Source organism: Rathayibacter sp. VKM Ac-2879, from assembly GCF_015351245.1.
Classification (GTDB): Bacteria; Actinomycetota; Actinomycetes; order Actinomycetales; family Microbacteriaceae; genus Rathayibacter.
This window is the reverse complement of record NZ_JADKSO010000001.1, coordinates 463006-476793: the sequence shown is the minus strand read 5'-3', so window position 1 is coordinate 476793 and position 13788 is coordinate 463006. Positions and strand designations below refer to the sequence as shown.

Below are 13788 nucleotides of genomic sequence, written 5' to 3'. Positions count from 1 at the left end.
AGCGACCGGAGTAGTTGCTGGACATCCCGCCTCTCGCCCTGTCGCGCCTCACACCTCGCTCCGGGGCGCGACGTCAGGCGAGCGGGTCGACGCCGTTCGTGCGCCAGCGCTCGTCGGCGAGCTGCGACGAGGCGGCGGAGTCGGCGGGATCGCCCAGAGGGGCCGCCTCGCGGCGCGCCTCGGCGGGGACAGCACCCATCGAGGTGCCTGCCCCCTCCGCTGTGCTGCCCGGAGGGAGGAGGCTGTCCTCGTCCTCCGAGGAGGAGACCTCGTCTGTTGCGGTGTTCTCGGTGCCGCTCTCGGCACGCGGGTCGTAGCCGTGATCCGGGTCGCGGCTCTCGTCGGCTCCCGTGTTCTCTTCGACCTCGACGTCGGACGGGCCGACGTCGTCGGCCCGCCCGACCTCGACCGAGGGCGTGCCCTCGAAGCCGGCGAACTCGGGGCTCTGGTCTGCACTCATGGCGGCCACGGTAGCACCGCGCCCGTGCGCCTCGAGGGGGCTTCCCTCCGACCAGAACCCCGCTCGAGCACCGCCTAGGCTCGTGGCGGAGACGCGTCGACGTCTCGGACGGGAGCGAGATGAGACGACTCGGCTATGACCGCTTTGGCGGTCCCGACCTGCTCTCGTGGCGGGACGCACCCGTGCCGATGCCGGGTCGCGGCGAGCTCCTCGTGCGCACGCGTGCCGCGAGCGTCAATGCCACCGACGAGAAGATCCTCTCGGGCAGCGCGCGCATCATGGCCGTCGGCCGGCGCCGGCCCTACGGCTTCGGGCTCGACATCGCAGGCACCGTGGAGGCACTCGGCCCCGGCGTGCAGGGCTTCGCCATCGGCGACCGCGTCGTGGGGATGACTCGCGACGGCGACGCGTTCGCGGACGCCTCGATCGCGCGCAGCCGCTCGCTCGTGCCGATCCCCGACTCCCTCGACGACGTGCAGGCCGTGACTCTGGCGATGTCGGGAGGCACCGCGGTCGGCCTCGTCGACGCGCTGCACGTGCGAGCCGGCGAGCGGGTCTTCGTCGGAGGCGGCTCCGGAGCGATCGGGAACCTGACGATCCAGCTGCTGGTGCGCGCGGGCTGCGCGGTCGCGGCGACCGGTTCCGCCGCCTCCGCCGAGCTGCTGCGGGGTCTGGGAGCCGAGCCGCACGACTATCGGGCGCTCGACCTCGGTGTGCTCGCGGGCCGCTTCGACCTCGTGGTCGACGTCTCAGGACACCTCCCCGTCGCCGACGCTGCGATCCTGCTCGCCGACGGCGGGCGCATCGCCACGCTCGTGCCCAATGGCCCGGCGCTGGGCGCGGAGGCGCTCGGAGTCGTGCGCCGCGACCGGCCTCGAGTGCGCAACCTCATCGTGGTGGCGACGGCGGAGCGGATCGGGCGCGCGGTGTCCCTCGCCTCCTCCGGCGAGCTACGGCCCGAGCCCGGCGCCGTGTATCCGCTCGGCGAGATCGTCGACGTGCTCACGCGGCGGGCGGCAGGCGGCGACGGCGCCCTCGGCAAGATCGTCTTCACGAGCGACGGCTCGGCCGCGCTGAACTGAGTCGCGCCAACGACGAACGCGGGCCGGCCGCGCGATCTTCTGGCGTCGGAGGCGCCGCAAGGCTAGCGGGCACCGAGCGCGCGGACAAGCAGGCGATGCACCCGGGCGGCGCCGGTCAGGATGGTCGCATGCCCGCTTCTCCCCGTTCCTTCCCCCACCCCCTCGGCGTCTCCCTCCTCGGCGACGCGGGCGCCGACGTGGCCGTCTACTCCGAGACGGCGGACCGCGTCGAGGTCTGCCTCTTCGATGAGTCCGGAGCCGAGACCCGCGTCACCCTGACCGAGCGCACCGGCCACGTCTTCCACGGAATCGTTCCGGGCATGCGGGTCGGCACGCGCTACGGCCTGCGCGTCGACGGCCCCTGGGACCCGGCCCACGGCCTCCGACACAACGCCGCGAAGCTCCTCCTCGACCCCCACGCGACCGCGATCGAAGGCGCCTACTCGTGGAGCGAGGACGTCTTCGGCCAGTTCCACGAGGACGCCGACAGGCGCAACGACACCGACTCCGCCCCATCCGTACCGCGGTGCGTCGTGACCGATCCCGACTCGTTCGACTGGGCGGGCGACTCCGCCCCGCGCATCCCCCTCGAGGAGACGATCGTCTACGAGGTGCACGTGAAGGGGTTCACCCAACTGCACCCCGACGTGCCGGAGGAGATCCGCGGCACCTACCGCGGTCTCGCGCATCCCGCCGCGATCGCGCACTTCACCGACCTCGGCGTCACCTCGGTCGAGCTGCTGCCCGTGCACCAGTTCGTGCAGGACTCGCACCTCGAGGAGAAGGGCCTGCGCAACTACTGGGGCTACAACTCCCTCGGCTTCTTCGCGCCGCACAACGAGTACTCGCACGCGGGAGACGACGGCTCCCAGGTCGATGAGTTCAAGGCGATGGTGAAGGCGTTCCACGAGGCGGGCCTCGAAGTCATCCTCGACGTGGTCTACAACCACACCGCCGAAGGCAACGACAAGGGACCGACGCTCTCGTTCAAAGGCATCGACAACGCCTCCTACTACCGTCTCGTCGAGGACGACCGCGCCCACTACTTCGACACCACCGGCACGGGCAACAGCCTCAACGTGAGCCATCCGGCGGCGCTCGGGCTGATCATGGACTCGCTGCGCTACTGGGTGACCGAGATGCACGTCGACGGCTTCCGCTTCGACCTCGCCACCACGCTGACGCGCCAGAGCGGCGAGGCGGAGGTGCACAGCGCGTTCCTCGACCTGATCGCCCAGGACCCGGTGCTCGCACCCGTGAAGATGATCGCCGAGCCGTGGGACACCGCGGGATACCAGGTCGGCGGCTTCCCGGCGGACTGGTCGGAGTGGAACGGGAAGTTCCGCGACGACGTGCGCGACTTCTGGCACGGAGCGGACTCCGTGCTCGGCACGACCGCGCAGCGCGTGCTCGGGTCACCGGATGTCTACGAGTCCAGCCGCCGATCGCCGCTCTCGAGCGTCAACTTCGTCACGGCGCACGACGGGTTCACCCTCGCCGACCTCACCGCCTATTCGCGCAAGCACAACACGGCCAACGGCGAAGACAACGCCGACGGCGAGAGCGACAATCGCTCCTCCAACAACGGCGCGGAGGGGCCGACAGACAACGAGGCCGTGAACGAGCGCCGCGCACGGATGCGCCGCAACTTCCTCGCGACGCTGCTGCTCTCGGCGGGGGTCCCGATGATCCTCGGCGGCGACGAGATCGCCCGCACGCAGGGCGGCAACAACAACGCCTACTGCCAGGACGACGAGATCTCGTGGTTCGACTGGGAGAACGCGGACCGCGAGCTGCTCGCCTTCACCCGCGAGCTGATCGCGCTACGCACCGCGGAGCCGGCACTGCGCCCCCGGTGGTTCCGCCGCGCTCCGGGTGACGGCGGCCCCGACACGGTCGACATCCTGCGCTCGGACGCCCACGGGTTCGCCGACGACGAGTGGGACAATCCGGACGCCCGCTCGATCGCGTTCGTGTTCGAGCACGAGGGCAGCGACTCCTTCGCCCTGCTGCTGAACGCAGCCGAGAACGGTGTCGAGTTCACGGTGCCGAAGGCGCCCGGGGCGGAGTGGACGCTCGCCGCGTCCAGCGACCCGAAGCAGGTCGTCGCGGGCGAGGTCACCACGCTGATCGTCCGCGACGGATCGTTCACGCTCCTGCGGTCGGCCTCCTGATGCCCGGCCGAGCTCCGCGGCGGCTCCGCTTCGGCGGGCGCATCGCAGGGTTCGGCACGAGCTCGGGCACGCGGATCGTGCTCGGGCTCTGGGAGCAGACGCCGTTCGGGGCCTTCGCCGACGCGATGATCGAGACGGGAGATGGCCACCGACTTCTGATCGCGCCGACCCATGAGATCGCCGACCTCATCGGGTCGACCTATGCCTTCGACGAGGTCGTGGTGGCACCCGTGGAATGGCGAAGGAGCGCCGGCGGTCTCTCTCTTGCGGCCGGTCCCCTGCGGGTGAGGCTGCGACTCGGCGGGCTCACTCCGCTCGGGCGCCTGCTGCGGGCGGTGCCGGGGCCGGTGGCCGAGCATCCCGCGTGGCTGACCGCGATCTCGCCGGTCGCGTCGCTGCTCGTGCGCGGCGTCAGCACTGCCGGCTCGGCGGGGCACGGGCGGCGGGAGTACTACGGCGTGCGGGCGATCCGCCGCATCGAGGGCGTCGAGGCGACCTTCGCGGAGGCGGACCTCGGCCCGCTGCGGCCGCTCTCGCCTCCCGTGCGCTTCGGCTTCTCGTCGGCCCCCGCTGCTCCGGCGATCGTCGACGTCACGACCACCATTGTGCTGCCGCACGAGGGGAACACCGCGCGTCTGCGCGACCGAGAGAGAGGAAGCGCCTCGTGAAGAAGGGCGACAAGATCACCTGGAACACCTCGCAGGGCGAGACTCACGGGGAGCTCGTGGAAAAGAAGACGAAAGAGTTCCACTTCGAGGGGCAGAAATTCAACGCCTCGGAGGACGAACCGTACTGGATCGTGCAGAGCGATAAGACGGAAGCGAAGGCCGCGCACAAAGAGTCGTCGCTGACGAAGAAGTAACCTATTCGGCATCCTCGTCCTTCGCGAGGGCGCGGCGCAGTGCCCGCACATCCCGGAAACCGGCCAGTTGGGCGATCTCTGGTGCGGTGAAAAGCTGTCCGTTTTCCGTTATGCCGAAATGGCTGCGTGCCCGCCGAACCCGCTCCTCAGTGAGCGCGGTCTTTGCAGAGGAGCCGGCCTGAGCGAAAATGTGCCGCAGGTTACGTGGCGACCTGCCGATCGCCCGAGCGAGCGCTTCTACCGTGAAATCGGGGTCGGTCGCCCGCATCGCGATCACCCTGAGCGCCGCGCGGTGCAGACTTTCGGTGTCTTCCGAGTGCTCCGGCGCCGTGGCCGCGAGAGCGTGCAGCAGAAGCGCCGTCGTAAGATGTCGGAGCCCCAACCCGAAGTCGGCGAACCCCGCCTCCTTGTCGACCATCGCGGAATTGAGCGCGATGTTCGCGGTCGCCGCGACGGCGTCGCGATACGTCTTCACGGGTTGAGCGAACACCATCCCGAGCTCGAGTTCGAGGCGTGTTTGGGCAGGAAGTCCGGCCAGATCGAACTCGATCTGGTATCTCGCGACCGGGCGGGTAGCAGCGAACTGGAACGGTGCCCCCCCACCAGGGAGGACCGCAACGTCGCCCGGGCTGATGACCCTCGCCGCCTCACCCCAGGTCTGCACCTGGAGGGTCGACTCGCCCTCGATCTGCACGATCAAGAGGGCCGTGGGTGAGCGGCGGTCAATCTCGTATGACCCCTCGCTGTGCCACACGCGGGCGGCTCCGAAACCCTCGAAGCTGATCTCGTCCGACACAAGCCGGAAAGTCGTATCGAATTCTCCAAAAAAGTCTCTCTCGGCTAGCCATTGCTGGGCATCGTCGCCTTGCAGAGAGAATTTACGGCGTAGTGAATCGGGGGCCATAAGCCCAAGAGTAATCGTCTGCGCAGGTATCGCCCAGGGGCTACCGTGATCGCAATTTCCGGCCCCGACAGAACCATTTGCGGCCCAGCGGGTCGTGTGCCTCGCTGACCTGGCAATGCTTCGTCTGTCCCCCTCATCACAGACGAAAGTTCGAGCACATGACAAAAAATTCCTTCGACAAGTTCCGCGACGTCGGGTCACCCCTCTCCGAGTGGACCATCCCCGCCGAGGACGGCGTCCACCGCCGCACCATCGTCAAGGGCGCCGCCTGGACCATCCCCGTTGTCGCCGTCGCGGTCGCGACGCCGGCCGCTGCGGCGTCGGCGACGCCGAAGCTGGAGTTCACGCAGGGCTCTTACACCGGTAACGGATGCGAGACCATCACCGGCGTGCAGGTCAAGCGCACGACAGACGGCACCACGCCCGACGCGGGCAAGGTTGTGACCGTGACGCTGAAGGATGGTTTCACCTTCGCTGACGGCACCACGACCTATTCCGCGACCACAAACAGCTCGGGGCTCATCACCCTCCCGAACATCAACGTTCCGACCGGCGAGAAGTCGACCATGTTCAACGCGACGTCGGATACGCTCGCGGCCTCGGCGCCGGTCACCTCAACGGCCTACGCCGTTCGAGGCTTCCACAAGCCAGCGAATTCATCGACGGGCTCCAGCAGCCTCATTCGCGCCGGCTACAAGGATGCGACCGTCTACGGCGACGCGATCTTCCTCACGTCGGACGGCATGCTTTACAACGGCGCTCCTACCGGCGCCCCCCAGTTGATTGACTCGAACGTCACCTCCGTCTCGCAGATCGAATATGACTCGAAGAACAATCTGTTCCTGAACTACGTCACGAAGAGCGGCGACGTCCGCATCTTCAAGAAGGATGGGACTAGCAACACGGGGTCGAGCAGCCTGATTACATCCGGCCAGACCGATGCCACCGCATACGGAGACGGCATCTACCTGACGTCCGGTGGATCCCTGTTCTTCGATTCGCAGGCTATCGGAACTGATGTCGCGTCTGTCTCGCAGGTGAATTACGACAGCGCTAATAACATCTATATCGACTACGTCACCAAGACCGGGGAAGTACGTCAGTTCTACAAGCAGTCTGACCAGACAACCGGCTCGAGCAGCGCCATCACCACCGGCCAGACGGGAGCCACGGCTCTTGGCGACACCCTTTACCTGACGTCTTCAGGCGAACTCAAAACGGGGACGACGAGCATAGCGACGGGTGTCGCATCAGCGTCTCAGGTCGAGTATGACAGTCAAAACGGCGTTTACATGGACTATGTCACGACCACCGGAGACGTCTACACGTACTACCGGAAGTCCGGCGACGCGACCGGAACAGTCACCAAGCAGGCCTCTGGTTTCACCGGCGCCACGGCACTCGGAGACCGAATGTTCCTGACCTCGGACGGAAAGCTGTATAATGGCGGCCAGCTCGTGGACAGCAACGTCACCTCTGCCTCGCAGATCGCGTACGACTCGACGAACGGCTTCTACATGGACTACGTGACGTCGAGCAACTCCAGCTGCTGATCGCCTCACGCGTCTTCAGAAGTTCACGCGAGTGATGTAGTTCTCACTTCAGAAGGCGAGAGAGTCGCCCATTGAAGGGAACCGAGACCGGGGTGGACACCTCCAGCGCGGGTTTATCCCCAATTCCCAGCAGAACAGCACCAACATGATCGGCTATAAGAAGCCCCCGCTCGCAGTCGATCAGCGGCAGTACTAACCTCAGAAGTGTGGGGGTGCCGGACTCGGTCCGGCACCCCCACACTTTTTGCATCGAGAAAGACAGCTCGCTCGGAGCCTCAAAAACCTCGATCCAGGCGGTTGCGTCCAGGATCGACTCCCAGCCGCAGAGCGTGATCGCGGCCCGGTTGTGGCGTGCGCCCGGCACAGGGTCGAAGACGCAGAGCAGCGTGTCGTCCAGGCAGGAGGCTCCTTGGACGTTCAGGCCCTTCCGGGGTCGTTCGTCGCCAGCAAACCGAGGTCACCCGTCTCGCCGAACGTGCGCAAAGCCTGCCTCAGCGCACGCGCCGACGGGAAACCGGTACGCCGCGCCACCTCGTCGAGGGTGAGACCACGGTCCGCCTCGAGGACCCCGTGCGCCGCACGAGTGCGCTCAAGACGAATCGCCCGACGCGGCGTCAGCCCCCGCTCGGCGAACGCCATCTGGAGCCAGCGCGGAGTCATGCTCTGCGTCGCCGCCAGAGCCGCAACATCAAACGCCGGAGCGAGAGAGAGGAAGCACCTCGTGAAGAAAGGCGATGCGGTCAGCTGGAACACCTCGCAGGGCGAAACCCACGGCGAGCTGATCGAGAACAAGACGAAGGAGTTCCGGTTCGACGGGCAGAAGTCCACCGCCTCCGACGACGAACCGTACCGGATCGTGCAGAGCGAAAAGACCGGCGCGAGGGCGGCACACAAGGAGTCGTCGCTGACGACGAGGTGACGGCCCGAGCGCAGAACGTCAGCTGAGACGCTCTCTCGCGCACGATGGCGCGCGAGTCGACGTCTCAGCTGACGTCGTGTCGGTGCCGGCTCGCACAGCGACGTCCTCGATCGAGCGCGGGCTCTGACTCAGGTCCGGGTCGTATCGTCCCGCCGCTGCCGACCTCCTCGCGGGGGCGGGGCCTCACCGTCATGCTTGGCCAGCGCGCGGGTCAGGGCACGGACATCGCGGAATCCCGAGAGCCGAGCGATCTCGGCCGGGGTGAACTGGGGGTTGCCGACCGACTGCGCGAGATAGGCGCGAGCGCGTCGTACGCGTTCGGCGGTCAGCTCGACCTTGGCCCAGCTGCCCGCCTGGGCGAAGACGTGGCGGAGGTTACGCGGCGAGGTCCCGACGGCGTCGGCGAGCATCGTGACATCGAAATCGGCATCCGTGGCCCGTGTGGCGATGACGCGAAGAGCGGCGTGGTGCAGGGGGCTCACGGCGTTCGGGCCCACAGGGGCCGACGTGTCGAAGGCGTGCTGAAGAAGGGCCGCCGTGAGATGCCTCAGTCCCATTCCAAAGTCCGCGAAACCCGCCTCGCCCCGGCTCATCGTCGAATTCAGTGCGATATTCGCCGCCGCTACCACGGCATCCCGATATTCTTTCGAGAGTCCTGAGTAGATCCTCCCGGACATGATGTCGGAGCGCGCGACGAGGGGAAGCCCGGCGAGGCTGCATTCGATTTGATACCGCGCGACTGGTCCCTGGGCGGAGAAGGAGTACGAGGCGGAGGCCGCCGGGAGGACAGCGACGTCGCCGGGCCCGAGCTGCTTGGTCTCCTCCCACTGCGGCGACGCGAGCGTCGACCGCCCCTCGATCTGCAGGAGAATCAGGGCAGAAGGAGACGAGCGCTCGATAAGGTATCGACCTTCGGTATGCCACACCCTCGTCGCGCGATATTCAGGGAATTCAATCTCGTCGGAGACGAGTCTGAAACCCGGACCGACATCACCGAGAAAGTGACGTTCGACGAGCCATTCCTGTGCAGCGTCACCCTGGAGCGAGTATTTTTGGCGAGCCATCCGCATTGACATACGCCTTTCAGATATCCCTCAATAGTCGGCACAAGGCAGAAATGGGCCCTCGGAGGGCGTGGGGGCACCCGCTCGATTCTGACCACAGCACCTCGGACGCGATAGTCGGCCACACTTTCCGGCGAACGGTGTGCAATAAGCGGCCGCTAAAAGCACTCAAGGAGGGAGCCGGTGGGCGCAGTTCAGCCCCTCAGCCCGTAGTAACAACCCCCAAACAGGGGTCATTTTCAGACGGACGACGCTCGATGCCGCGCTGTCGACAGCTCGGCCACGACCGCCCGCCTCCTCGAGAAGACCCGCACATTCATGTGTCTATACGCCCCACTCGGTGTGTCTTATTGCACTGAGCCTCACAAAGTCGCCCTTCTCGCCTCGAGAGCGACGCGCCGCTGGCAATAGTGGCCGGCATCGCCGCCGGTTCCTCCACTCCAGAGAACTCCGCCACATTCTCGTGACACCGAGCCCCCGCCTCCTCATCGATACCGCCACAGCCACGGCACGGCGGCTCTTTCCGGCAACGAGCAATCAAATAACGGTCAGACGAGGGCGTGCGGAGGCGGGAGCTGGCGATGATTCCCCTGCCCCCCTTCTCCATGATGAAAGTTCGAGCACATGACCAAGAACCCCTCCGAATCCCGCGACAGCGCGGCTCCGCTCACCGGCTGGAGCATTCCCGCCGAGGACGGCGTCCATCGCCGCACCCTGGTGAAAGGCGTCGCCTGGACCCTCCCCGCCGTCGCCGTCGCCACCGCCACCCCTGCCGCCGCAGCCTCTGGCACACCCACCCTCAGATTCACCCAAAACTCCTACACCGGCCAAGGCTGCAGCACCATCACCGGCGTCCAAGTACGACGCACCACCGACGGCACCACACCCGACCCCGGAAAAACCATCACCGTCACCCTCACCGACGGCTACACCTTCTCCGACGGCTCCACCAGCCACTCAGCGACAACAGACTCCAACGGACTCATCACCCTCCCCGCCATCAGCGTCCCCGCGAAGGGCGGCACCAGCACCTTCGCCGCCGCCTCCGACTCGCTCGGCACCACCGCACCCGTCTCCGCAACAGCGGCGCCAGGTGGGGGCAACTATCAGTGGCGCTCGACCGGACAGCTCGAGACCTATTCGAATATTCCGTCCGGCGCGAAGGCGGTCGGCTACGGTTTCTTCCTCGTCAACGGCGAACTCTGGTGGAAGGGCCGCACCACCCCCGTCATCACCGGAGTCACCTCCGCCGTCGGACAACACGTCGACTCGCTGAATGCCGACGTCGCCACCGTCGAGGCCAACGGAACCAGCTACCAATGGAACTCAAACGGACAGCTCAACACCTACCCGAACATTCCCGCCAACGCCACCGCCGTCGGCTACGGCTTCTTCCTCGTCAACGGCGAACTCTGGTGGAAGGGCCGCACCACCCCCGTCATCACCGGAGTCACCTCCGCCGTCGGACAACACGTCGACTCGCTGAATGCCGACGTCGCCACCTTCGAGGCCAACGGAAAAAGCTACCAATGGAACTCAAACGGACGGTTTGACACCTACGACCAGATCCCCGCCAACGCCACCGCCGTCGGCTACGGCTTCTTCCTCGTCAACGGCGAACTCTGGTGGAAGATCCGCACCACCCCCGTCGCTTCCAACGTCTCCTCCGCCGTCGGCGAGCACGTCGACTCGACCAATGCCGACATCGCCACCTATGTGGTCGATCCCACCTGCAGCTGACTAGTCCGGCTGCCGGATCCTTTCTGAGAGGCGGCGTTGGTCGTCTCTCCGCAGGATCTCCGCGATGACGGGAGGAGGGGTGCCGGGCGATCAGCTCGACACCCCTCCTTCCGTCGTCCCGTGGCCACCGCCCGTCAGGCGGCAAGGGAACGGGCACGGCACAACGTCAGCTGAGACGCCGCCTCAGCCACGATGGTGCGCGCGACAGCGTCTCAGCTGACGTTGTGTTGCCGGGACTGCCCACGCGGCTTAAGCGATGCGAATCAGCTTCTTGTTCACGAACTCCTCCAGCGCAGGGCGGCCCATCTCGCGGCCAGTACCCGAGCGCTTCACGCCGCCGAAAGGCAACTCGGCCGCGTCGCCGAGAACGAGATTGACCCAGACCATGCCCGCGTCGATGCGATCGGCCAGGCGCAACGCCTGCTCGTGGTCGGTCGTATAGAGGTAGGAGCCGAGCCCGTACGGGGTGTCGTTCGCGATGACGATGGCCTCGTCTTCGTCGCGCACGCGGTAGAGCGCGGCAACGGGTCCGAAGAACTCCTCGCGGTAGGCGTCCATTGCGGGAGTGACGTCTTCGAGCACGGCCGGCGGGAAGAAGTTGCCGGTCACCTCGCCGCTCGCGCGCACGGTTGCGCCCTGCTCGACGGCCCGGGCGAGCTGGTCCTTCAGCCGCTCAGTCGCAGCCGACGAGGAGAGCGGGCCGAGCAGGGTCCCCTCCGCGAACGGATCGGCGGGCTGGGCACGGGTGAACGCCTCCGTGAACTTCTCGGCGAAGGCGTCGTACAGCTCGTCGACGACGATGAAGCGCTTGGCGGCGTTGCACGACTGCCCGTTGTTGTCGAGACGGGCGGCGACCGCGTCCTCGACGGCCTTGTCGAGGTCGTCCGTCGAGAGCAGCACGAAGGGATCGGATCCGCCGAGCTCGAGCACGACCTTCTTGAGGTGGCGTCCGGCGAGCTCGGCGACCGCCGCTCCCGCGCGCTCGGAGCCGGTGACCGAGACTCCCTGCACGCGCGGGTCGGCGATGACGGTGGCGGCCTGCTCGTTCGAGGCGTACAGGTTCACGTAGACGCCGGCAGGGGCGCCCAGCTCCTCGGCCGCGGTGCGGAAGATCTCGGCGATGGCGGCCGCCGACTCCGGGCACTGGGGGGCGTGCTTGAGCAGGATCGTGTTGCCCGCAACGATGTTGGGGCCCGCGAAACGCGCCACCTGGTAGTAGGGGAAGTTCCACGGCATGATGCCCAGCAGCACGCCCAGCCCCGCGCGGCGGATCACGGCAGTGCCGGTGCCTTCGGCGAGCTCGATCGGCTCGTCGGCGAGGAAGGCCGCACCGTTTTCGGCGTAGTAGCGGTAGATGTCGGCCGCGAAGCCGACCTCGCCCTGCGCCTGGTCGAGCGGCTTGCCCATCTCGCGCACGACGATCGCGGCCAGCTCGTCGGCGCGCTCGGTGTGCAGTTCGGCCACTCGGGCGATCAGCGCTGCCCTCGTCGCGACCGGCACGGTGCGCGACCAGGCGGAGTAGGCGTCGTGCGCGGCACTGATCGCCCGCCCGAGGGCCTCGTCGTCGATCGTCGGGTACTCGCGCAGGGTCTCGCCGGAGGCCGGGTCGGTGACGGCGTACTGGATGCTCATACGGGCAGTGCTCCTTCGCGCTCGGGCGACGACGCGGTCGCGCCGTCCTCGTCGATGATCTCCTGTGCCAGGCGCCATCCGACACGGATCGCGCCGTCCACGTGCTGGTACCCCTCGGCGGCGAGATCGCTCGAGCCGAAGCGGACGGGACCCACCGGCTCGAGCTGCATCGCGCCGTAGCGGGTGAGACCGCCGAGGTCGAAGCTCGCAGCGTAGGCACCCTGCGTCCACTCCTCCGACGCCCAATCACTCTCGTAGTAGACGAGCGGATCGAGAGCGGCCGGTCCGAAGTAGGCGGCGAGAGAGCTGAGGACCGCCGCCTTGCGCTCGGCGTCGGGCAGCGCGAGCAGGCGATCGGCCTTCTCGTCTGAGACGAAGCCGACGAGCGTCCCGCGCTCCTCGCCGTGGTTGGAGTTGTCGTAAGCCTCGTGCACGAGGGCGTGCGGGCTGAAGGCGGTGCCCGAGAGGCCGTCGGCGCGCCAGAACGGCGTGGGGTAGCTCGCGTGCACCTTGATCACCAGCCCCAGGGACTGATGCTGGAGCGCCTGCTGACGAAGACGCGGGAGCGGCGGCTCGAAGGCGATGCGGCCGACGAGGTTCGGCGGCACGGCGACGATCGCATGGCGGGCGCGGATGCTCAGCGCGTCGGTGCGGACCTCGACGCCCTCGCGACTCCACCGCAGCGACCGCGCCGGCTGCCCGAGCAGGACCCGCTCGCCGCCGAGTCGCTCGGCCAGCCGCTCCGGCACCTGCTGCAGGCCCCCGATGACGCGCCTGTCGAGGATGAAGTCGGCGTCGACCAGATGCCGGAAGCCGCCCGCGCTCGCCGCCATGAGCAGCGCCTGAAGGAGGGAGAACGCGTGGGCGGGCTTGGTGAGCATCGCGCCGGCGAGGAACAGCGCGATGGTCGCGCGCGCCTCCGCATCGTCGCTCTGCTGGTCGAGCCACGCCGCGAAGGTGATGCGGTCGTAGGCGTGGGCGAGCGGATGCTCCCACGGTGCGGCAGGATCGGTCTCGGCCGAGAGACGGTCGAGGTCGGCGATGAGTCGGGCGACCTCGGCCTCGGTGCGTTCGGGTCCGGGGAAGATCTCGCCGGTGAAGCGGCGTGCGGAGGCGTCGGCGCCGAGGTAGACGCTCTCGCCGGCGCGGTAGCGGGAGTAGGTGCGCAAGCCCAGCTCGTCGAGCGTCTGGAGCAGCGCGGTCTGGTCGGGCGAGACCCACTGACCGCCGAGTTCGAGCAGTTGTCCCTCGACCACGCGGGTTTCGAGGCGTCCGCCGACCCGCTCTCGCGCCTCAACCACGACGACGTCATAGCCGGCCTCGTGTAGTCGGAGTGCCGCGGTGAGGCCGGTGGCGCCGGCTCCGATCACGACGACATCGCGCTCGATAGAGGACATC

13 protein-coding genes are annotated in these 13788 nt (G+C 67.6%); 7 read left to right on the top strand and 6 right to left on the bottom strand.

Annotation, left to right across the window (positions count from 1 at the left end):
* Positions 1-73: 73 nt before the first annotated feature.
* Entirely contained in the window at positions 74-460 is a 387-nt protein-coding gene (locus ITJ45_RS02245) for a hypothetical protein (protein WP_194607211.1), read from the bottom strand.
* Between the two features lie 119 nt (positions 461-579).
* Here ITJ45_RS02245 and ITJ45_RS02240 point away from each other — a divergent pair, with 119 nt between their 5' ends.
* The 4 genes from ITJ45_RS02240 (at position 580) to ITJ45_RS02225 (ending at position 4578) form a co-directional block, all read left to right on the top strand.
* Positions 580-1542 (top strand): NADP-dependent oxidoreductase, encoded by a 963-nt coding sequence (locus ITJ45_RS02240; protein ID WP_194607210.1) that lies wholly within the window; start codon positions 580-582, stop codon positions 1540-1542.
* Positions 1543-1670: 128 nt separating this feature from the next.
* Positions 1671-3716 carry a glycogen debranching protein GlgX gene (gene glgX, locus ITJ45_RS02235; protein ID WP_194607209.1) on the top strand — a complete coding sequence of 682 codons (2046 nt, stop codon included), beginning with the start codon at positions 1671-1673 and terminating at the stop codon, positions 3714-3716.
* Positions 3716-4384: a hypothetical protein gene (locus ITJ45_RS02230; protein WP_194607208.1), complete on the top strand. Its 669-nt coding sequence runs from the start codon at positions 3716-3718 to the stop codon at positions 4382-4384. The genes glgX and ITJ45_RS02230 overlap by 1 nt, the downstream gene beginning before the upstream one ends.
* Positions 4381-4578 (top strand): DUF2945 domain-containing protein, encoded by a 198-nt coding sequence (locus ITJ45_RS02225; RefSeq protein ID WP_194607207.1) that lies wholly within the window; start codon positions 4381-4383, stop codon positions 4576-4578. Before ITJ45_RS02230 ends, ITJ45_RS02225 begins: the two co-directional genes overlap by 4 nt.
* 1 nt (position 4579) lies before the next feature.
* Here the strand turns inward: ITJ45_RS02225 and ITJ45_RS02220 are convergent, their stop codons facing one another.
* On the bottom strand, positions 4580-5482 hold the full coding sequence (locus ITJ45_RS02220; protein WP_194607206.1) for a hypothetical protein: 903 nt from the start codon (positions 5480-5482) through the stop codon (positions 4580-4582).
* 158 nt (positions 5483-5640) lie between these two features.
* Here ITJ45_RS02220 and ITJ45_RS02215 point away from each other — a divergent pair, with 158 nt between their 5' ends.
* Positions 5641-7035 carry a hypothetical protein gene (locus ITJ45_RS02215; protein ID WP_194607205.1) on the top strand — a complete coding sequence of 465 codons (1395 nt, stop codon included), beginning with the start codon at positions 5641-5643 and terminating at the stop codon, positions 7033-7035.
* Between the two features lie 417 nt (positions 7036-7452).
* Here the strand turns inward: ITJ45_RS02215 and ITJ45_RS02210 are convergent, their stop codons facing one another.
* Positions 7453-7674, bottom strand: coding sequence for a hypothetical protein (locus ITJ45_RS02210; protein WP_194607204.1), 222 nt, complete (start codon positions 7672-7674; stop codon positions 7453-7455).
* Between the two features lie 19 nt (positions 7675-7693).
* Here ITJ45_RS02210 and ITJ45_RS02205 point away from each other — a divergent pair, with 19 nt between their 5' ends.
* Positions 7694-7954, top strand: coding sequence for a DUF2945 domain-containing protein (locus tag ITJ45_RS02205; RefSeq protein ID WP_194607203.1), 261 nt, complete (start codon positions 7694-7696; stop codon positions 7952-7954).
* Positions 7955-8082: 128 nt separating this feature from the next.
* On the opposite strand, the gene ITJ45_RS02200 is transcribed toward ITJ45_RS02205, so the two are convergent.
* Positions 8083-8547: a helix-turn-helix domain-containing protein gene (locus ITJ45_RS02200; RefSeq protein ID WP_194607202.1), complete on the bottom strand. Its 465-nt coding sequence runs from the start codon at positions 8545-8547 to the stop codon at positions 8083-8085.
* A gap of 1095 nt (positions 8548-9642) precedes the next feature.
* On the opposite strand from ITJ45_RS02200, the gene ITJ45_RS02195 reads away from it, so the two are divergent.
* Positions 9643-10758: a hypothetical protein gene (locus tag ITJ45_RS02195; RefSeq protein WP_194607201.1), complete on the top strand. Its 1116-nt coding sequence runs from the start codon at positions 9643-9645 to the stop codon at positions 10756-10758.
* Positions 10759-11007: 249 nt separating this feature from the next.
* Here the strand turns inward: ITJ45_RS02195 and ITJ45_RS02190 are convergent, their stop codons facing one another.
* Both ITJ45_RS02190 and ITJ45_RS02185 read right to left on the bottom strand, forming a co-directional pair.
* Positions 11008-12390: an NAD-dependent succinate-semialdehyde dehydrogenase gene (locus ITJ45_RS02190; protein ID WP_194607200.1), complete on the bottom strand. Its 1383-nt coding sequence runs from the start codon at positions 12388-12390 to the stop codon at positions 11008-11010.
* Positions 12387-13787 carry a flavin monoamine oxidase family protein gene (locus ITJ45_RS02185; protein WP_323742817.1) on the bottom strand — a complete coding sequence of 467 codons (1401 nt, stop codon included), beginning with the start codon at positions 13785-13787 and terminating at the stop codon, positions 12387-12389. Before ITJ45_RS02185 ends, ITJ45_RS02190 begins: the two co-directional genes overlap by 4 nt.
* Position 13788 lies beyond the last annotated feature (1 nt).